Source organism: Virgisporangium aurantiacum, from assembly GCF_016863635.1.
GTDB lineage: Bacteria > Actinomycetota > Actinomycetes > Mycobacteriales > Micromonosporaceae > Virgisporangium > Virgisporangium aurantiacum.
In genome coordinates, this window is sequence record NZ_BOPG01000023.1 from 84,387 (window position 1) to 103,402 (window position 19,016).

Below are 19,016 nucleotides of genomic sequence, written 5' to 3' on the forward strand. Positions count from 1 at the left end.
GCTCGCTTCGCGAGCGCATCGGCTCTGCTGAGCCGAATGATGACCTCGCTCCGCTCGGTCATGGTGACCGGACCAGAGCCAGGCGGCGGCCGATCTCGGCCGGCGGGTGGACCTCGTCGACGGCGTCGAGGAGGACGGCCTCCCGCGGCATCCCGTACACCACGCAGCTCGCCTCGTCCTGGGCGAACGTCCGGCAGCCGACCCGGCGCATGGCGAGCAGGCCGGTGGCGCCGTCGCGGCCCATGCCGGTGAGCAGGCACCCGGTCGCGGCGCCCGGGTACTCCGCCGCGATCGACTCGAACAGGACGTCGACCGACGGCCGGCAGGAGTGGCGCTCCGGACCGTCGTTCAGGCGCATCCGCCCGTCCCGGACGACCAGGTGATGGTCGGCCGGCGCCACGCTGACCCGGCCGGGCAGGAGCGGTTCGCCGTCCGTCGCGCAGGTGACCCGGTGCGGGACCTGCCCGCCCAGCCACTCGACGTACGACGCGGCGAACGGCGCACCGATGTGCTGGACCAGCAGGATCGGCACCCCGACCCCGGCGGGGACGGCGCGGAGCAGGTCGACGACCGCGCCGGGCCCGCCGGTCGACGCACCGATCGCGATCAGGTGCTGCCTGCCGATCGCCTTGCCGACCACACCGCCAACCGGGCCCTGCGGTGCTGGCGGCGGCCGCAACGCCGTCAACTTTGCTCTTGGGTGGGTAATCACCGCGACCTTCGAAACAACCCGGACCGCCGACCGCAGCCTAGAGTCCCAGACGTCGTCGGGCGTGTCGCCGGTGGGTTTGTCGAGCGCGTCGACGGCGCCGGCCGCGAGGGCGGCGCAGGTGGTGAGCGCCTCCGACCTGTTGTCCGACGACGACACGACGAGGATCGGGGTCGGGCAGTGGGCCATGATGTGTTCGGTCGCCGCCAGCCCGTTGAGGCCGGGCAGCATGATGTCCATCGTTATCACGTCGGGGCGCAGCGTGCGGGCCAGCTCCACCGCGGCGTGCCCGGTCTCGGCGACGCCGGCCACCTCGATGGACGGGTCGGCGGTGAGCGCCTGCTGCAACCGGTCCCGCACGGTCGCGGAGTCCTCGACCACCAGTACCCGGATCATCCGCCCACCACCAGTTTTCCGATGTGATCGAGCAGTTCGTTCTGGTCGAACGCGCCCTTCGCGACGTGCATCACGGCGCCGGCCTGCCGGCCGCGTTCCCGGTCGGCCTCTGACGCGCGCGAGCTGACCAGGATCGCCGGGATGTCCTGCAGCCGCGGGTCGGCCTTGGCCTGTTCGATGAACGTGAAGCCGTCCATTCCCGGCATCTCCACGTCGACGAGGAACAGCCCGTAGCTCGTGTCGCGCGCCTTGACCAGTGCCTCCTCGGCGGACGCGGCCGTCTCCACCGCGTAGCCGGCGGATTCGAGGATGCTGCGTTCGAGCATGCGGGTGGTCAGCGAGTCGTCGATGACGAGCACCGGCCGTTGCGGCGCGTCGGCCGCTCTTTCGGGGACCCGGATCCTGGCTGCCGCCGCGACCAGCCCGGCCGGGTCCAGCACGATGCGGGGGTTGCCCTCGCCGTCGAGGCACAGGCCGCCGACGATCGCGCCGGTCGGTGCGAGCGGGGGCGCGGCCCGGACGACGACGGTCGCGGTGTCGACGACGCGGTCGAGGCCGATCGCGGCGGTGCCGGCGGGTGCGGAAACGATCATCGCGACGCGGGGTTCCGGTTGTTTTGTCGTCTCCTTGAGCGCGACAGCGAGCGGAAGGAAGGGGACGGTGTGCGCGGCGTACCGGACGGTCGTGGCCGTCGCCTCGGCGTCGGGCAGACGCAGGCACTGGCGCACCGCGTCCAGCGGGACGGCGGCGATGGTGCCGGCGGCGTCGACCAGCAGGCACTCGACCGCCAGCAGTGACAACGGCACGGTGACCTCGACGGTGGTGCCGGCGCCGGGTGTGCTGGTGATGGTCACGTCGCCACCGAGGCGGTGGGCGGTGTCGCGGACCATGTCCATCCCGACGCCGCGCCCGGCGAGTTCGGTGACCCGCTCGGCGGTGCTGATCCCGCCGCGCAGCACGAGCGTGGCGACGTCGGCGGCCTTCATGCCGGCGGTGTCGATGCCTTTGGCTGTTGCGGACCGGCGCACCTTTTCGGTGTCGACGCCGCGCCCGTCGTCGCGGCAGGTGAACACGATCCGGGTGCCGCGCCGGCCGACCTCGACGGTGACGCGTCCCTCGTCGGGCTTGCCGGCCGCCCGCCGGGTGGCGACGGGCTCGATGCCGTGCGCGACGGCGTTGCGGACCACGTGCAGCAGGCAACCGTACACAGTGGACAGTACCTGCGGGTCGAGGCGGGTGTCGCCGCCCGCGCCGGTGAACGCGACCCGGCATCCGAGCTGTGCGGCGGCGTCCCGGGCCGCCCGGTGCAACGCCGGGAACACCGAGCCGGCCCGCACGAGACGCAGTTGCTCGGCGCTGCCCCGGATCTGACGCAGTTCGCGCTCGCCGTGCTCCACCGACCGGGCGAGGTCGTGGGCGACCGCGGCGAGATCGTTGCCGAGTCCGGACGCGATCGCCCGGAACCGGTCGCGGGTGTCGCCCGTCGTGGACGCTGCTGTCTTTGACGCCGCGCCGGGCGCTTCGAGTTGGGCCTGCAGGAGGTCGATGCCGCGGCGGATGCGGTCGAGCTCGTCGAGGCCGCGCCGCAACGGGGCGAGGTGGGTCTGCGCCTCGCCGATGGCCTCCAGCAGGTCGTCGACGTCGGCGGCGTCGGTCCGCATGACGGCCGGCGCATCCGAAGCCGCCGCCGCTGCCGGTGCCGGCCTGGGTGGCGCCTCGGCCGGCGGTGCCGGCGCCTGCGGCGCGGTCTGCGGCGCGGTCTGCGGCGCGGTCTGCGGCGCCGCTTGCGATGCGGTCTGCGAGGCCGCATGCGATGCCGGCTGCGGCGTGGTCTGCGGCGTGGTCTGCGATGCCGTTTGCGGGGCTGGCTGCGGCGCCGCTTGCGGGGCCATCCGCGGGGCTGCTTGCGGGGCCGTTGCCGGTGTCGCCTGCGGTTCGGCGCTCGGGAGGGCGGCGATTCCGGCGTCGATCCGGTCGACGTCGGCGAGGGCCGCGGCGATCGCCTGGGCCGGCACCGCCGCGGGGTCGTGCCGGTACGGCTCGAACACCTCCTCCAGCGCGTGCGCCGCCTCGGCGATCCCCGCCTGGCGCACCACCCGGGCCGCGCCCTTCAGCGTGTGCGCCGCCCGCAGCACCCGGGCGAGCGCGTCGACCGGCTCCGCACCCCGTTCGAGATCCAGGACTCCACCCGCGAGGTCGTCGGAGAGCTCCCGGGCCTCGATGCGGAAGTAGCGGTACGGGTCACCGGCCATGGTCTACTTGCCGGCCCCGGAGTGGACCAGCCGCAGCAGGTCCAGCGACAGCCCGGCCAGTTGCGCGGCGGTCTGCTGGGTCTGCGTCGAACTCGCCTCGGTCGCCCGGGTGGCCTGCGCGACGTCGACGACGGCGACGTTGACCTGCTCCACGGCGGTGCTCTGCTGCTTGGTGGACAGCTCGATCTCGCGGGCCGCCTCGGTTGTCGTGGTCACCAGTCCGGTGATCTGGTCGAACGTCGCCGCGACGTCGCCGAACTGGCGCATGCCGGCGTCGACGGCCTTCGACCCGGTCTCGGTCGCCATCACCGTCGTGTTGACGGCGCCGCGGACGTCGTCGATCAGGCCGCGGATCTCCTTGGCCGATCCGGACACCCGGTCGGCCAGCTTGCGGATCTCGTCGGCGACCACGGCGAACCGGCGCCCGGACTCGCCAGCGCTGGTCGCCTCGATGGTGGCGTTGATCGCGAGGATGTTCGTCTGCTCGGCGAGTTCGCTCACGATGTCGAGCACGGCGCCGATCTGCTGCGACTTCGCGCCGAGTTCGAGCATGTGCCGCACGATCAGGTCGACCTGGCCCCGGATCGCGGCGATCGACTCGTTCGCCTGCTCGATCGTGTTCTCGCCGACACGGGCGGCGCCGGCCGTGTCGTCGGCGATGCGGGCCACCCGCTGTGCCCCGTCCGCGATCTGCCGCGAGGTGGCGAGCAGTTCGTTGATTGTGGTGGTGATCTCGCTCATCGCGGTCGCCTCTTCCTTGGCACCGGTCGCCTGCTGGTTGGCGACGGCCTCGAGCTCGGCGGACGACGTCTGCACCTGGCCGACCACCGTGCCGATCTGCCGGTTCAGGGCCCGGCCCAGGAGGACGGCGAGCACGGTCGCGAGGACGGTCGCGACCACGCCCATCACCATGACCAGGATGCTGGCCCGCGTGGCCATGTCGGTCGCCTCCTGCCGGGCGGTCCGCAGTTCCCGGTCCACGAGCGCGGTGAACGCGTCGATGTCGGCGTCGAGTTGGGCGCGTTTCGGCGCCGGGTTGTCCTCGAACGCCTTGACCACCACGTCCTGCGCGACGCCGGACCGGCGCATCTCGTTGACCTCGTCGGCCGCCTGCTGGTGCACGGCCTCGGCCGCCCGCAGGTCGGCGAGCATCGCCCGCGCGTTCGAGCTGGCGGAGCTGCGCTCGAGGCGGTCGATGCCGGCGAGCAGGACGGCGCGGGCCTGTGCCATCTGTTGGAGGTAGGTCTGGTCACCGGTGAGCAGGTAGGTCCGGCTGGCCGCGGTCTTCCGCTCGACGTCCACCCGAAGCCGTTCGGTGTTGATGAGCCGCTGCGCGTGGACGGAGATCACCTCGTCCTTGCTCTCGACGACGCTGTGCAGCGCGCCGACCGCGACCGCGCCGACGGCAAGGGTGAGCACCGCCGCGACACCGAGCCCGGCGGCGACCTTCTGGCTGAACGTGGTGCGGCGTGGCATCAGGTCTCCTCGGCTGGTACCCGGGCGGTGATCCGGTGACGGACGGCGGTGAGGTCGATGACCGGCCGCGGGCCGTCGGCGGTGTGCACGACCGGCCCGGTGGCCGTGTGCGCCCCGGCCGCCGGTTCGGCGATCGCGTCGCGCGGGACGCGCAGGTGGCCGTCGACCCGGTCGACGGCCACCGCGAACGACGGCGTCCCGGCGGCCAGGACCAGCCAGCGGACGGTCGCGCTGCCGTTGGTTCGGGACGCGCGACGCGGGTCGAGGACGCGCGCGAGGTCGTAGACGGGGACGAGGTGACCGCGCAGCCCGGCGACGCCGAGCAGGTCCGGCGGCGACCCCGGCAACGGTGTGACGGAGCGGTCGGCGGCGAGGCCGGCCATCGCCGCGAGCGGAACGGCGAGGGAGTCGGCGTCGGCGGTGACGGCGAGCAGGTCGATCAGGTCGTCGTCGCGCGGCGTCGGCGGGAGCGCGAACGAGGCGTCGAAGACGCGTTGGAGCTCGGCCAGCCGCTCGTTCGTGTTCATGTTCTGCCTACGCTCACGCTCTGCCTCCGAAATCCCGCACAGACCCGCCGCGCGAGCGCCTGCGCTTCGCTCCGGCACTCACGCGGCCGCTCCGCACGCGCGGAGTTCGGTGCGGCACAGGTCGGCCAGCGCCGTTCTCGTGAACCCACCGCCGAACAGCAACAGGCGGTCCGGGCTCTCCCCCGCCAGCAACGTCAGCGCCGCGGCGAACTCCTGCCGGGCCGTCGCGGTATCGCCGCGGCCGCGGGCCAGCAGCCCCAGCCGCAGCCGCGGCATCGCGAAGCCGGGGTCGAGGTAGGCGGCCGTGCGGGCGTGCGATCCGGCGGTGGCCGGGTCGCCGGCGCCCTCCCGGGTCACGGCGAGCAGGTAGTGCGCGCCGGCGTGCAGGCCGTCGGTGTCGAGGAGGCGGCCGCACTCGGTCTCCGCGTCGTCGAGGCGGCCGAGGGCGGTGAGCAGCACGGCGCGCAGCAGGTGCGCGTCGGTGCCGGGCTCGGCGCGCACGAGGGCGAGGGCGTCGTCGAAGCGCTCCTGGCGCAACAGGTCCATGGCCCGGGCGACAGCTTCGCCACCCGTGCGCGCCCGCGGTCGGCTGTGGGCGGCGGGCGGCGGCCGACCCGCGAGCGGCCGGCTCGGCGGCGGGCGACCGGCGAGCGGCCGGTTCGGCGGCGGCGTGGCCTGCTCCGGCCGGGGATCGTCGGTGCGCTGGAAGTAGAACGTCTCGTGGCTGTGCCGCAGGTCGAGGCCGCCGGTGCGGCCGTAGTTGATCTCCGCGTGGCCGAGAAAGAGGAAGCCGCCGGGCGCGAGCGCCGCGACCAGCCGCGCGATCGCGGCCGAGATATGTGACGGCGTGAGGTACATGATGACGTTGCGGCAGAAGATGACGTCGTAGCTCCCCGGTGCCCACCACGACGGATCGTCCGCGGCCAGGTTTCCGGGCACGAACCGCACCAGGTCGCGGATCTCGTCGTCCACGATCACGCCGTCCCCGGTGGGCCGGAACCACCGCCGCCGCATCCCCGGCGGTGTCGCCCGCATCGACCACTCCGAATAGCGGGCGCGACGCGCCCGCTCCAGGACCGCCGGATTCACGTCGACCCCGGTGATCTCCACCGGCGCGCCGGGCAGCGCCTCCCAGACGGCCATCGCCAGCGTGTAGGCCTCCTCGCCGGTGGCGCATCCCGCCGACAGCAGCCGCAACGGGTGGTGCCCGCGGGTGCGGGTGAGTGCCGGGATCGCGATGTCGACCAGTGCACGGAACTGCTCGCTGTTACGGAAGAAGTACGTTTCCGGGACGGTGAGCAGCGGGGCGAGCGCGGCCAGCTCCGACCGGCAGCGGTCGGCTTCCAGGCGGTCCAGGTACGTTTCCGGCGACGATCCGGTCGCCGCGGCCCGCTCGGCGAGCAGGGCTTCGAGGAGGTCCGTCGCGGTGGCGTGCAGGGTCAGCCCGGTCCACCGGATGATGACCTGCCGGAACCGGTCCACGTCGGCGGACATCATGCCGCCTCCAGGGCGTCCCAGACCGAGTCCGGAATCACCCGGCCGGTCTCCAGCAGCAGCAACGGTTCCCGGCCGATCGCGCCGACCGCCGTGCAGGCCACCGACCCGGTCACCGACGACAGGTCGTGCAACCGGTCCAGCGGTATGTCACGGATGCCGACCACGGTGTCGACCGCCAGCACCGCCGTCTGCGGCCCGGTGCGCACCCCGACGAACCGGGCGGCGCCGTACTCGCCCGTCAGCCGCTCGCCGCCCAGCAGCAGCCCGATGTCGACCACCGGCACCGGCCTGCCCCGCAGGACGCAGATCCCCCGGACGTACGGCGGCACCCCGGCCAACCCCTCGACCGGCAACGGCCGCAACACCTCGGTGACGTGCTCCAGCCCGATCGCCGCCAGGTGGGTGTCGGCCCGGAACACCAGCGACTGCCCGCCCACGGTCATTCACCTCGGTTCGCCACCCGCCCGTACGTGTATGAACAACCCTCACCATAGTGAAGATTTCCACCCGAATTGGGCAGATTGCCTACCGGGACACGGACGCCCGGCCGGGCGAAGGCCTACGCCTGCCCGGGCGCCTCCGCCGGGATGCCCACCGATCGCGCAACCTCGAGCATCCGCTTGTCGTAGGTCAGCAGGACGTCGAGGGCATCGCCGAGCACCTGAGCGCTCGCGACATGGATGGCGTCGAACGTTCGCAGGCGACCGGGCAGCGCGGCCGCCGCATTGCGCACATCGTCGGTCAGCAGAATCTCGGTGAACTGACCGATCAGGTCCTCCATCAATCCGGGGAAGTCACCGACCTGGTCCATCGTGCGCACCGTCTCGATGAATCCCAGTGTGCTGGTGGCCATCGGCATCGCGGGCCGCCCCGACAGAAAGCTGTGGAGTTCCTCCGCGTAGGTGCGTTCGGAGATGAGCGTGACGAGGGCGGAGGAATCCAGATATATCAACGGTCATCCTCCTCGCGATCGGACAGCAGGAGATCCAGCGGAGAGACATCTGCGGGCACGCCGTACCGGGGAATCCGGTCCAGGTCACCGGTCGTGGTCGCCTTCAGCCGCAGAACTCCCCGGGCGACCAACGGCGCATACCGGCCCAGCCCACTCGCCCCGGGAAGCAGGACCGCGATGATCTTTCCGTGCCGGGTCACCTGGATCGTCTCGCCCTGCTCGACCCGGGCGAACATGGAACTGGGGTTGTACGAGAACTCCCGAACCGATACCTGACTCATCGATCCTCCACCCAAGTTGCCTACATCTGAAGCATTGTACCTACAAATTCGGGGCGAGCGGCGCCCGGGAAAATCGCGTGCGGGAACCGGCCGGTGGCGGGATCATGCAGGTCCGCGAACAGAGGAGAGGTCATGCGAGGAACGGTCATGTCCAGGTGTGGAGGAATGATGACCGTGAAGGGTTTCCCGCTTGCCTCGCCGCACGCTCAACCTCGGAATTCTCGCCCATGTCGACGCCGGTAAGACCTCGCTGACCGAACGCCTGCTCTACCACGCGGGCGTCGTCACGGAGATCGGCAGCGTCGACGCCGGAACCACCCGCACCGACTCGATGGCGCTCGAACGCCGGCGCGGCATCACGATCCGGTCGGCCGTCGCGTCGTTCGCCGTCCGGAACACGGCGGTCAATCTGATCGACACCCCCGGTCACCCCGACTTCATCGCCGAGGTCGACCGGGTTCTCGGCGTGCTCGACGGCGCCGTCCTCGTCGTCTCGGCGGTGGAGGGTGTGCAGCCGCAGACCCGGGTGCTCATGCGCGCCCTGCGCCGGCTGCGCGTCCCCACGCTGTTGTTCATCAACAAGATCGACCGACGCGGCGCCGCCGAGCAGCGGATCCTCGACGCGATCGCCGGCCGCCTCACGCCCGCGATCGTCCCGATGGGCCGCGTGGAGGACCCCGGCTTCCCCGGCGCGCGGTTCATACCGTGGGCGCGGGCCGCGTCCCGGAAGATCCTTTTGGACGCGCTGAGCGTCCACGACGACGCCATCGTGAACGCGTACGTCTCCGACGAGGCCGCCGTGTCCGACCGGCGGTTGCGCCGCGCCCTCGCCGACCAGACCCGCCGCTGCCGCGTGCACCCGGTGTTCTTCGGCTCGGCGATCACCGGTGCCGGGATCCCCCCGCTCGTCGACGCGCTCGCCGATCTCCTCCCGGCCGCCGGCGGCGACCCTTCGGGGCCGGTCGACGGCCGCGTGTTCAAGATCGAACGCGGCCGGCTCGCCTACGTTCGCATGTTCTCGGGGACGGTGTGCCTGCGCGACCGGATCACCGCGGGTGGCCGCCCCGCCGGCCGGGTCACCGGCCTCACCGTCGACGGTGCGCCGGCGCCGCGGGTCGGACCGGGCGGCATCGCCGTGATGCGCGGCCTGACGGACGTGCGGGTCGGCGACGCCATCGGGTCCGGCGCCGCCACCGCCGCACCACACTTCGCTCCGCCCACACTGTCCACAGTGGTCGTTCCTGCTCGCGACGACGAGCGCGCCGCGATGCGGGCCGCGCTCAACGAGCTCGCCGAGCAGGACCCGCTGATCGACGTCCGCCAGGACGACGTCCGGCACGAGATCTCCCTGTCGCTGTACGGCGAGGTGCAGAAGGAGGTCGTCGCGTCGACGCTCGCCGACGAGTACGGCGTCACCGTGACCTTCCGCGACACGACGCCGATCTGCGTCGAACGCCCGGCGGGAACCGGCGAGGCGGCCGAGGTGATCTTCGCGCCCGGCAACCCGTTCACGGCCACCCTCGGCCTGCGGGTGGAGCCGGCCCCGCCCGGCTCCGGGGTGACCGTCCGCACGGACGTCGACCTGGCCGGCGTGCCGATGTACGTCTACAAGCGGCAGGACGCGTTCGGCGACATGATGGCCGGCTACATCCGCGCGGCGCTGGCCGAGGGCCTGGCCGGCTGGGAGGTCACCGACTGCGTCGTCACCGTGGTCCGCAGCGGCTACCAGGCCCCGAACACCACGGCGGCCGACTTCCGCCGCCTCACCCCGGTGGTGCTGATGCGGGCCCTGGACGAGGCCGGCACGCGCGTGTGCGAACCCCTCGCGCGGGCCCGGGTCGAGGTGCCGGTCGACACCGTCGGCCCGACCCTGTCGGTGCTCGCCCGCGCCGGCGCCTCGGTCACCGGACAGACCCGCGACGGCGACCTCGTGACGATCGCCGCCCTCCTGCCGGCCACCGCGGTACCGGCGGTCCAGCGCCAGCTGCCCGGCACCACCGGCGGCGAAGGCTCCCTCGAAACCGACTTCGGTGGCTACCGCCCGGTCACCGGCACCCCGCCGGTCCGCGAACGCACCACCCCCGACCCCCGGAACCTGGACGAGTACCTGCGAACGGCGTGACCGGTCAGGCGGGCAGCCACGGATCGAGCGAGGCGGGTCGGCGACCGCGGCGCAGACCCGCTCGCGTTCGTCGGCGGTGAGGGTGAGTTGCCGGAGGCGGGCGCCGAATTCCTCGACGCGGTCGGGTTCGCCGATGGCCGGTAGCACCTCGATGATGCCGGCGAGGGCGAGCGCCTGCTCCACTGTGGACGCCGTGTCGCCGTGGCGGCGCAGGCCGGAGTTGAGGGCGCGGTAGGCGGCCTTGTCGTCGTTCTTGAACTCGCGCAGGACGCGGGCGTTGTCGAGGACGCGGGCGAGGCCCTGCAGGTCGCGGGAGCCGCCGTAGTCGAGGTCGGCGGGCTCGTCCCGTTGAATGAAAATGATCGTGTTGCCGGACGGGTCGACGATGCTGAACCGCGACGCGCCCGGCCGGTAGCGGGTGATCCGGGGCAGTCCCTTCGCGAGAACCTTGCCGTACGCCTGACGCATCGCGGCGGTGAAGGCCGCATGGTAGGGCGCGACGGCGTCGACCATCACGAGGCAGCCGCCGGTTTTCTCCTTCGCCGCGTCCACAGTGGACGGTGTGGGACCGTAGTGCAGCTCGAACCCGCTCCACCGGAATGCCAGGTACAGATAGGGTTTGCGCATCTCGTAGGTCACGGCGAAGCCGAGCGCGCGCCAGAACTCCAGCGTGTCGTCGACGGAGGTGCAGTGCAGCACCGGCACCGTGGTCTCGTTGGGCCGGATCCGGTCGTCGTCGGTCAACGGGTGGCCTCACTCGGGTCGGCGGCAGGGGTCCGCCATTGTGCCCGCGAAACAGCGTGCCCGCATATGCAAACGTATGCACGGCCGGGTTCAGAGGTCACGCCGTTGGAAGGAGAGGCCGGCCAGGCCGAGCACGAGCGCGGTCCACAGCACGCTCCACCCGATGTAGACGCCGCTCAACGGAGTGGCGCTCAGGAACGGGTGCCCCTTGAACGCCTCGTTGAACTGGAGCAGTAGCGACGGGTCCTGGAACGCGTTCATCGCGCCCCGCCACAGCCCGTCGGTGGGTAGCAGCATCCGGGACACCGTGCCGACCTGCGCCACGCTCTCGTTGTCGAGCGCGACGCCGACGCCGCCGACCACGCCGGCCACCCACGTCGACCCGAACAGCCCGACCGCCACGATGCCCGACGCCATCGGCGAGATCGCGGTCGACAGCAGCAGGCCGAGCGTCAGCAGCACGACAGTCTGGAACGCGAGCAGCGCCAGCCCGCTGACCGGACGGGGCGGCCAGTAGCCGGTGGTGGCCCGCACGATGACCAGTTGGGCGAGGCCCGCCAGCACGACGAAGCCGCCGCCGAACGTCACCAGCCCGAGCCACTTGCCCAGCAGCACCGACGACCGGCGGACCGGCCGGGCCAGCATCGCCAGCGCCGTACCGGACTCGATGTCGCCGGCCAGCGTGGGTCCGGCGAGGAACGCGGTGCCGAGCGCCGCGATCAGGCTCAACCCGAACATCACCAGGTTGAGGACGGTCGCCGCGGCGATCAGCGCCTCGCCGCTGGTGAGGCCGCCGAACTCGGCGTCGATGCGGGAGAACCCCCAGCCGCTCAGCGACAGCAGCAGCACGGTGAGCACGGCCAGCGAGCGCAGCACCTTCCGCCGCGCGGCCTCCTGCAGCGTCAGGGCCGCGATGGTGAGCACGGTCATGAGGATTCTCCTCGCAGGATTCCCAGCAGCCGCTCTTCGAGGCTGATCCGGCCGGGCTCCACGGCGTGGATCCGGACCCCCAGGCCGACCAGGTCGGTGATGAGATCGGGGACGCGCGCCTCGTCGTGGTCCGGCGGCAAGGTGACGCGGTAAGCGTCGCCGGTGTGGGACAGGCGCCCGGTGGCGGCGAGCCGTGCCTCCGCCTCCGGGGTGACGCCGTCGAGCCGCATGCGCAGTTCGCGCTGCCCGAGCAGTTCCTCGAGCGTGCCCGACGCGGCGACGGTGCCCTTGTCGAGGATGACGACCCGGTCGCAGACCCGCTCGACCTCGCCGATGAGGTGCGAGTTCAGGATGACGGCGACGCGGCGCTCCTTCAGCGACAGCAGCAGGTCGCGCACGTCGGCCCGACCGATCGGGTCGAGGGCCGACGTGGGCTCGTCGAGGATCACCAGGTCGGGCCGGGCGACCAGCGCGACCGCGAGGCCGAGCCGCTGCTGCATGCCCTTGGAGAAGCCGCCCACCCGGTCGCCGGCCCGGTCGGCGAGGCCGACCATCGCCAGGCACGCGCGGCGTTCCTCGGGTGGCACCTGTGTACCGGCGAGCCGGACGTGCAGCGTGAGCACCTCGGCGGCGGTCAGCCAGGGCTGGTACCGGAACAGCTCCGGCAGGTAGCCGACGCGGGCGCGGGCCCGCGGGTCGTGTCCCGGCCGTCCCAGCAGCAACACGTCTCCCGCGTCGGGACGCACCAGGCCGAGAAGCATCTTGATGACGGTGGTCTTCCCGGCGCCGTTCGGGCCGAGCAGGCCGAGCACCTCGCCGCGGGCGACGGTGAACGAGACGCCGTCGACGGCGGCGCGCCGGCGGTAGCGCTTGCGCAGCCCCGAACACCACACGGCCGGCGCCGCGGGAAGGTCGGCGAGAAGCTGCTCCGCCTCGTCCACGGCGCTCATGCGCGCAGTCCCCGGGCGACCGCCAGAACCTCGTCGACGCTCAACGGGCCGGCGACCGCGGTGACCGTCCCGTTGTCGACCCAGATCGCCCCGGCCAGCGCGCGGTCGCGCGACGCCAGCACCGTTGCCGTGCTCCCGTTGACGTCGGCCGTGCTGCTCTTGAACTTCTCGGCCTGGACGAACAGCGGCAGCGTGGTGCCGTCGCCGGAGAAGCCGCGCAGTTGCGAGGCGACGCTCTCGGGCAGGTTCGGCAGCGACAGGACGTAGTCACGGGCGGTCGCGAACGGGATGTCCGACGAGTACACGGTCGGTGCGACCGCGCGGGCGACGATCAGGCCGGGCGTGCCGCGCTCGCGCGTCCACGTCGCGATGACGCCCGGACCGGCGACGAACCGGAACCGGCTGCCGTCGAGACCCGGCGGAGGCGGCGGCAACGTCCCGCCCTTGGCCTCGACGGTCTTCCGGGCCTTCGCGACCTCGAACGTGAACGTGGCGGTCGCCTGCGCGCCCGCGTGGTACGTCGGCTGGCCGGTGACGCCGCGGGGCAGTTTCGCCACGCGCGGGACGGCGAAGCCGGTGACCTTCTCCGCCGCCTGGGCGTCGGCCATCGGCCGGATGTCGACCTTCGACGTCACCTCCACGGTCCCGAACTCGTCGAGGTCGGGCAGGCTGATCAGGTCGGCGCGCGGCGCGGAGACCGGTGCCACCCGCTCGGCGCGGAAGATCTGCAACCAGTCGGTGGCCGCGGCGGTGCTGGCGCCGCTGAGAATCACCACCACACCGACCACTGCGACGAGCGGTCGGCTGATCCCCCAGCGCCTGGTGCGGACCTTCGCCGGCGTGCGTTCGCTGTGGGACAACCGCTGCCAGGCGGCGTCGACGTCGGTGGTGACCTCGAAATCGAGGGCGTTGCGCGCGGCCACCGCATCCTCCTTCATGGTGATCAACTTGGCCCGGCACGCCGGGCAGGCGACGATGTGCTCGCGATCGGAATCGGCGACGCCGTCCGGCTCGTCCAGGAGCCGGCGAAGCGTGCCGTCAGCCGGATGACGCATGACGGTTCAACTCCTCCCGAAGGGCGGACTCGGCGCGCCGCACCGTGGTGCCGACGCTGCCCGGTGACAGCTCGAGGGCGGCGGCGATCTCGGCATAGCTGAGGCCGCTGTGCCGGAGCACCAGCGCGACCGCCTGCCGCCGCGGCAGCCGCGCCAGGGCCACCCGGACCCGACGCCGCTCGTCCCGCCGCACGATGGTGTCGGCGACGTCTTCTTCCTGTGTCGCCTGTTCCGCGCGTTCCTCGCGGGATGCCCGCCGACGGCTGGACCGCAGGTGGTTGAGCGCCGTATGCGCCGCCGCGACCGACAACCAGCCCGGGGCCTCCCCCGCCGGCACCGACGACCGGGCGAACGCCAGGAAGACCTCCTGAGCGATGTCCTCCGCTTCGTCCCGCGCACCGAGCACCCGCGCGGCGACGGCGACCACGTGCGGGTACGCCGAGCGGAACACCTGTTCCAGGTCCTCTCGTCCCACCGGTACGCCGTCCCCTTCCACCATTCCTCACATTGGTAAAGCACCGCCCGGCCGTCGGAAGTGACACGTTCACGAAATCTCCACAGGCTCCGCTCGCGGCGATTGACATGGAATGATGCCCGCCCTAGCGTCTCCGTCCTGGAATGCCGTTCCATGTTCCGCCTGGAGGCCCCGTGAAGCGCACCGTCGCCGCCCTGTCCGCCGTTTGCGCGCTCACCCTCGCGATGGCCACCGGCTCGGGTGCCGAACCGGTGGGCACCCCGGCCGCGGCGGCGGTTCCGGCCGGGGTCACCGGGCCGCCCGTGCCCGACACCGCCCGCAGCGGTGGTGACCCGAACGCGCCGTTCATCGGCCAGCAGAAGTACTCGACCGTCTACGAGGGCGTACCCGGTGAGATCGCCGGCAACCCGTTCGCCGACGCGGTCGATGGAGTGGACGAAGACGGCCGGCCGTCGCGCACTGTTCTGGTGTCGTGGCAGGCGAACGAGGACGTCGCGGCGGCGGCCAGCGAGCGGACGCTCATCCGCTCCACCGACAACGGCCACAGCTTTCCCAGCGGTTACGCCGACGGCATCTCGGGCGTGTACCGCAAGCTCCGCGACGGCGGCATCCTCGGCGTGGAGTTCATCCCGGCCACGGTGCTCGACGCGCATCGGCTCCTGTTGCTGCAGAAGCGGTCCGGCGACGGCGGCCGCACCTGGAAGACCGAACGTTCCCTGTTCACCACCGACAGGACGTTCGACAGCGCGGCCTTCGACCGCGGCATCCGCGTGCACCGCGACATCGTCGAGGACCCGCAGGGCAACCTGCTGATGACGTACTACACCGCCAGCCAGGGCGACTCGGCGGGCTCGTCGGAGGTTGCGATCAGCCGCGACAAGGGGCGCACCTGGCGGCGTTACGCCACCGTCTTTCCGGCGCAGGGGAACCGGTCGTTCAACGAGACCGGCATCAGTTGGGCGGTCAACGGCGAACTCGTCGCGGTGGCGCGCAGCCACGTCGGGTCGACGCTGAGCCAAATGCACACGGCGCGGTCCGCCGACGGCGGGAAGACGTGGTCGGCGGCCGTGCCGGTGACGATCAGCACCGCGTCGGGCGAGCCGGCGCCGCAGACCGGTGTGATGCCGATGCTGCGCCTGCTTCCCAACGGCATCATGTCGTTGACGTTCGGCCGGCCGGACAACTGGGTCGCGATCTCGCCCGACGGGCTGGGCAACAGTTTCGAGCAGGCACAGGTGACGTACCAGAACTTCCCGGAGCAGGACACCGGCGCGTTCCAGCGCTCGCACGGCTCGTCGGGCAACGGCGCGAGCGCTGTCGTCGGGTCCAATCGGATTCTGCAGGTGGGTGACAACTGCGCGCCCAGTTGGGGCTGCCCGGCCACCGACTCGGGGTTCCAGGTCGACGGCGAGTACCGCGTCTGGAAGAAGTTCATCGACATCGCCGCGCCCGGCGTCGGCCGGATCGACCTGTTGTCGAAGTTCCACAGTGGACAGATCACAGTGGACACCGACATGAAGGGCACCAACCGCAACCTGCCGGAGATGCGACCGGTGGGCGCGATCGACGGCAGTACCGACTGGGCCGCGTCAGCGGTTCGTGCGACAAGGGACGGCACGGGCACGTACACGCTGAACCTCGACCGCGTGTACACGTTGACGAAGGCCGGGCTCAGCCTGCACCCGGGCCTTCCGTCGACGGCGGTGGTCGAGGTGTCGACCGACCGTACACAGTGGACGAAGGTGGTCGACATCGGATCCCTGCGGAGCTACGCGTTGACCTACTACCCGATCGACCGGGTAGCGGCGAGGTACGTGCGGGTCACCGTCGCCGATCCGAACCGCGGCCTCGCGCTGCTCAACGAGATCGAGCTCTACTCCACCGCCGACTCGTTCGAGAACGACGCCGTCGGCTACGTCCCGCGCGGGTACACCAACGCCATCGGCGCCACCGTCACCACGAAGGACACCGGCGGCGACGGCCACGCCCTGCGACTCGCCGACGCGTGGAACGACAAGATCGCACAGGCGACCTGGGTCAGCGCCCTCGCGCCGGCGCAGAACCTGGGGTTCCGCTTCCAGTCGGTCGGCTATGCCCGGTCGCTGAGCTTCGTCACCAACGGCGTCACCGCATCCGGTGCACCGGTGCCGGCGTTCCAGATCGCGGTCCAGTCCGACGGGCGCCTCGCGTGGTACAGCGCGGCCACCAGGGCGTGGACCAAGTTCACCACCGTCGAGCAGGCGATCCCGCAGAAGCAATGGCGCGGCATCGAGGTCCGCGCGACCCTCACGGCCGCCGAGGTCTTCATCGACGGGACGCTCGTGGGCACGGTTCCGCCGACGAACACCGGCGTGACGGCCCTGACCGGGCACACATTCTCCACCAGCGGCACGACGCCGACGTACGACAACTTCGTCATCGACGACGTCGAGCAGACCTCGTAACCCCCACCGGTCGCCACCTATTGCGTAATATGCACGGCATTCGATCATCCACCAACGGGAGGATGCACATGGCAAAGATGCTCGAATCGATCGGCGACCGCATGCTGGCCGTCCTCGTCCCGAAGGCCCGCGCGGGCGCGTGCCCGTGCAGGCCCGGTGACACCTTCTACCAGTACCGCTGCGTGGCACACCTGCAGCAGCGGCGCAAGTGCACCGACAAGTGCGACTGCTCGTACACGTGTGGAGCCTGGCAGAACACGTTCACCATCTGCTAGCCGGTCGAGGCGCCGGGCATGGCGCGGTTGCGCGGAGGATCTGCGCCATGCCCACGTGCTGCGATGGCGGCCTGGATCCGGCGTAGCGTGCGCAGACCCTTCCGCGCCGCGACGCGGACCTCGCCGTCGAACACCGTCGTGCCTTTGTCGTCGGCGACCATCCGTTCCAGGGTCGCCACGGCCCGGTCGTCGCCGGTCGAGCCGAGCGCGACGGCGGCCCAGTACCGCTGGTCGGGGTCGTCGGCACCGGCCACCTCGACCAGGCGGGGAATGACGTCGGGGGTGAACCGCGCCAGCGCGCTGGCGATGTAGCCGATGCGCGCGAACCGGCGGTTCTCCAACTCGTCCCACAAGGCGACGAGCGCCGCCGGACCACCGATCGCCGCCAACGCCTCGGCGGTCCGCTCGCGCACCCAGTCGGTCGGGTTCCCGAGCAGCGGCACCAGGTCGGGCACCACGGATTCGTCGCCCAGTTCGCCGAGCCCGATCACCGCCTGCTCCCGCATGATCCACTGTGGATGATCGAGCATCGTCCGCAACGCTGGTACCGCCGACCGGAAGCCGAGCGCCGTGCAGCCCATGGCCGCCCACGCCTGGCAGTTGTAGCGCGTGTCGGCCAGCGCGGCCAGCAGGGGCTCCTCCAGGCTGGCGTCACCGAACACGGCCGCGTGGTTCATCGCCCGCGTGTAGAGCCCCCGGTGGTAGTCCCGGTAGTCACGGACCAACGCCCGCAACACCTCGGCGGCATCGTCGTCGCCGCCCGCCCGGCACCGCTCGATCAGGTGATACAGATATTCCTCGCGGGTCTCCAGGTCACCGTCCTGAAGCGGAAGCCGATCATCCGGATGCACTCCCACCACGATACTCAGCCCGGGCCGAGCAGGTCCGTTCCCGAGCCCGTGGCGCGGTGGACCATCGTGCCGCCGCTGCGGTGGCTGGTCACCAGGCCGGCCGCGCGGAGCACCGCCAGGTGTTCGGAGGACGACGACGGGCTGATGCCGGCGTCGCGGGCGACGCTCGACGTCGTGTGCCGGCCGGGCCCGGCCACCCGGCGCAGCACCTCGGCCCGGGTGTGGCCGAGGAGGCGGTGCACGGCGTCGGCCCGGGGCGGGGTCACGGCCAGGGGCGAGCCGGTCCGGTAGACGACGAACGCGGGCCGGCCGGGTTGGACGAGGACGCGCGGGCGGGGGCCGGCGAACGGCGACGCCACCAGGAGGACGCCGCCGCCGTCGAGGTGGACGTCGCGGGTGCCGGCCGCGGGCCAGGTGTCCACTTCCAGCACCGGAGGCCGCCAGCGGAGGCCCGCGGGCAGCGCGGCCAGCACGCCGTCGACGCCGGAGCGGGCGAAGCGGCGGCCGGTCTCGTCGACCTCGTGGCCGCGGTCCCGCACCAGCGCCGGCCAGTACGGGGCGAGCACCGCCCGGAAGTAGTGCCGCAGCGCGGTCACCATGATGTCGAGCACCTCGGGGTCGGCCGCCGCGAAACGGCGCCGCATCGGGGTGACCGGCACGTTCGTGTAGGCCGTGGCGACCTGTGCGCGGACGCGGTGCGGCGCGGTCGAGCGGATCGCGGCCAGGCCCGCCTCCAGCGATTCCAGGCCGTCGGACGGGGTCATGAAGTCGGGCATCAGGCCGTGCGACGGGACCAGGTGGTGCAGCGGACGCACGAGCGGGGCCGCCGCCGCCATCCGCTGCGCCAGGTCGGGCAGCCGCACCGCCGTCGCCGGATCACGCAACGCCTGGCACGCCAAGGACACGGTGGCGGCCGGGTGCGGGACGTCGGCGACGCGCACCCGGGCCAGGTCGGCGGCTCCGAGCCACAGCCGCAGCAGCACCGTCGCAGTCTGGCACGCCTTCGGCGTCGGCCGAAACCGTTGACGCCGGCCGGGCACCGTCCGACCATGGGCGGCGATGAGGCGGCGGTTGGTGATC

17 protein-coding genes and 1 pseudogene are annotated in these 19,016 nt (G+C 72.1%); 3 read left to right on the forward strand and 15 right to left on the reverse strand.

Annotated features, from left to right (window positions below; all coding sequences use genetic code 11):
- Positions 1-58: 58 nt before the first annotated feature.
- From cheB to Vau01_RS17650, 8 genes are all read right to left on the reverse strand, one after another.
- Positions 59-1,105 carry a chemotaxis-specific protein-glutamate methyltransferase CheB gene (gene cheB / locus Vau01_RS17615; RefSeq protein WP_203993668.1) on the reverse strand — a complete coding sequence of 349 codons (1,047 nt, stop codon included), beginning with the start codon at positions 1,103-1,105 and terminating at the stop codon, positions 59-61.
- Positions 1,102-3,357: a hybrid sensor histidine kinase/response regulator gene (locus Vau01_RS17620; protein ID WP_203993670.1), complete on the reverse strand. Its 2,256-nt coding sequence runs from the start codon at positions 3,355-3,357 to the stop codon at positions 1,102-1,104. Before Vau01_RS17620 ends, cheB begins: the two co-directional genes overlap by 4 nt.
- A gap of 3 nt (positions 3,358-3,360) precedes the next feature.
- Complete coding sequence (locus Vau01_RS17625) at positions 3,361-4,833, reverse strand: HAMP domain-containing methyl-accepting chemotaxis protein (protein WP_203993672.1); 1,473 nt, start codon at positions 4,831-4,833, stop codon at positions 3,361-3,363.
- Positions 4,833-5,360, reverse strand: a complete 528-nt coding sequence (locus Vau01_RS17630; RefSeq protein WP_203993674.1) for a chemotaxis protein CheW — start codon at positions 5,358-5,360, stop codon at positions 4,833-4,835. Before Vau01_RS17630 ends, Vau01_RS17625 begins: the two co-directional genes overlap by 1 nt.
- A gap of 78 nt (positions 5,361-5,438) precedes the next feature.
- Positions 5,439-6,857, reverse strand: a complete 1,419-nt coding sequence (locus tag Vau01_RS17635) for a CheR family methyltransferase (protein WP_203993676.1) — start codon at positions 6,855-6,857, stop codon at positions 5,439-5,441.
- Entirely contained in the window at positions 6,854-7,294 is a 441-nt protein-coding gene (locus Vau01_RS17640) for a chemotaxis protein CheW (RefSeq protein ID WP_203993677.1), read from the reverse strand. Before Vau01_RS17640 ends, Vau01_RS17635 begins: the two co-directional genes overlap by 4 nt.
- A 122-nt stretch (positions 7,295-7,416) precedes the next feature.
- The gene (locus Vau01_RS17645) at positions 7,417-7,809 is read right to left on the reverse strand and encodes a type II toxin-antitoxin system VapC family toxin (RefSeq protein WP_203993679.1); all 393 of its coding nucleotides are present in this window, start codon (positions 7,807-7,809) and stop codon (positions 7,417-7,419) included.
- The gene (locus Vau01_RS17650; RefSeq protein WP_203993682.1) at positions 7,806-8,090 is read right to left on the reverse strand and encodes a type II toxin-antitoxin system Phd/YefM family antitoxin; all 285 of its coding nucleotides are present in this window, start codon (positions 8,088-8,090) and stop codon (positions 7,806-7,808) included. Before Vau01_RS17650 ends, Vau01_RS17645 begins: the two co-directional genes overlap by 4 nt.
- Before the next feature lie 190 nt (positions 8,091-8,280).
- Between Vau01_RS17650 and Vau01_RS17655 the strand changes: the two genes are divergently transcribed.
- Positions 8,281-10,212 carry an elongation factor G gene (locus Vau01_RS17655; protein WP_203993684.1) on the forward strand — a complete coding sequence of 644 codons (1,932 nt, stop codon included), beginning with the start codon at positions 8,281-8,283 and terminating at the stop codon, positions 10,210-10,212.
- 99 nt (positions 10,213-10,311) lie between these two features.
- Here the strand turns inward: Vau01_RS17655 and Vau01_RS65770 are convergent.
- The 5 genes and pseudogenes from Vau01_RS65770 to Vau01_RS17675 all read right to left on the reverse strand — a co-directional run.
- Positions 10,312-10,917: pseudogene (locus tag Vau01_RS65770) on the reverse strand (DUF8817 family protein); the annotation flags it as partial.
- Between the two features lie 129 nt (positions 10,918-11,046).
- A complete protein-coding gene (locus Vau01_RS17660; RefSeq protein ID WP_203993686.1) occupies positions 11,047-11,886 on the reverse strand; it encodes an ABC transporter permease subunit in 840 nt (279 codons plus the stop codon).
- The gene (locus Vau01_RS17665) at positions 11,883-12,836 is read right to left on the reverse strand and encodes an ABC transporter ATP-binding protein (RefSeq protein WP_203993688.1); all 954 of its coding nucleotides are present in this window, start codon (positions 12,834-12,836) and stop codon (positions 11,883-11,885) included. The genes Vau01_RS17660 and Vau01_RS17665 overlap by 4 nt, the downstream gene beginning before the upstream one ends.
- Positions 12,833-13,891 carry a hypothetical protein gene (locus tag Vau01_RS17670; RefSeq protein WP_203993690.1) on the reverse strand — a complete coding sequence of 353 codons (1,059 nt, stop codon included), beginning with the start codon at positions 13,889-13,891 and terminating at the stop codon, positions 12,833-12,835. The genes Vau01_RS17665 and Vau01_RS17670 overlap by 4 nt, the downstream gene beginning before the upstream one ends.
- A complete protein-coding gene (locus tag Vau01_RS17675) occupies positions 13,875-14,366 on the reverse strand; it encodes a sigma-70 family RNA polymerase sigma factor (RefSeq protein WP_239151669.1) in 492 nt (163 codons plus the stop codon). Before Vau01_RS17675 ends, Vau01_RS17670 begins: the two co-directional genes overlap by 17 nt.
- A 173-nt stretch (positions 14,367-14,539) precedes the next feature.
- Between Vau01_RS17675 and Vau01_RS17680 the strand changes: the two genes are divergently transcribed.
- Together Vau01_RS17680 and Vau01_RS17685 are read left to right on the forward strand one after the other, a co-directional pair.
- A complete protein-coding gene (locus Vau01_RS17680) occupies positions 14,540-16,810 on the forward strand; it encodes a discoidin domain-containing protein (protein WP_203993694.1) in 2,271 nt (756 codons plus the stop codon).
- Positions 16,811-16,878: 68 nt separating this feature from the next.
- On the forward strand, positions 16,879-17,085 hold the full coding sequence (locus tag Vau01_RS17685) for a hypothetical protein (protein WP_203993697.1): 207 nt from the start codon (positions 16,879-16,881) through the stop codon (positions 17,083-17,085).
- Here the strand turns inward: Vau01_RS17685 and Vau01_RS17690 are convergent.
- Positions 17,082-17,936 (reverse strand): HEAT repeat domain-containing protein, encoded by an 855-nt coding sequence (locus tag Vau01_RS17690; protein ID WP_203993700.1) that lies wholly within the window; start codon positions 17,934-17,936, stop codon positions 17,082-17,084. The two genes, Vau01_RS17685 and Vau01_RS17690, sit on opposite strands and share 4 nt — an antisense overlap.
- A gap of 14 nt (positions 17,937-17,950) precedes the next feature.
- Entirely contained in the window at positions 17,951-18,919 is a 969-nt protein-coding gene (locus tag Vau01_RS17695) for an ArsR/SmtB family transcription factor (protein WP_203993703.1), read from the reverse strand.
- Positions 18,920-19,016: the final 97 nt, after the last annotated feature.

Bases quoted from the DNA above. Each gene is read 5' to 3' on its own strand.
- cheB (WP_203993668.1), bottom strand. From the start codon at position 1,105: ATGATCCGGGTACTGGTGGTCGAGGACTCCGCGACCGTGCGGGACCGG.
- Vau01_RS17620 (WP_203993670.1), bottom strand. From the start codon at position 3,357: ATGGCCGGTGACCCGTACCGCTACTTCCGCATCGAGGCCCGGGAGCTC.
- Vau01_RS17625 (WP_203993672.1), bottom strand. From the start codon at position 4,833: ATGCCACGCCGCACCACGTTCAGCCAGAAGGTCGCCGCCGGGCTCGGT.
- Vau01_RS17630 (WP_203993674.1), bottom strand. From the start codon at position 5,360: ATGAACACGAACGAGCGGCTGGCCGAGCTCCAACGCGTCTTCGACGCC.
- Vau01_RS17635 (WP_203993676.1), bottom strand. From the start codon at position 6,857: ATGATGTCCGCCGACGTGGACCGGTTCCGGCAGGTCATCATCCGGTGG.
- Vau01_RS17650 (WP_203993682.1), bottom strand. From the start codon at position 8,090: ATGAGTCAGGTATCGGTTCGGGAGTTCTCGTACAACCCCAGTTCCATG.
- Vau01_RS17660 (WP_203993686.1), bottom strand. From the start codon at position 11,886: ATGACCGTGCTCACCATCGCGGCCCTGACGCTGCAGGAGGCCGCGCGG.
- Vau01_RS17665 (WP_203993688.1), bottom strand. From the start codon at position 12,836: ATGAGCGCCGTGGACGAGGCGGAGCAGCTTCTCGCCGACCTTCCCGCG.
- Vau01_RS17670 (WP_203993690.1), bottom strand. From the start codon at position 13,891: ATGCGTCATCCGGCTGACGGCACGCTTCGCCGGCTCCTGGACGAGCCG.
- Vau01_RS17685 (WP_203993697.1), top strand. From the start codon at position 16,879: ATGGCAAAGATGCTCGAATCGATCGGCGACCGCATGCTGGCCGTCCTC.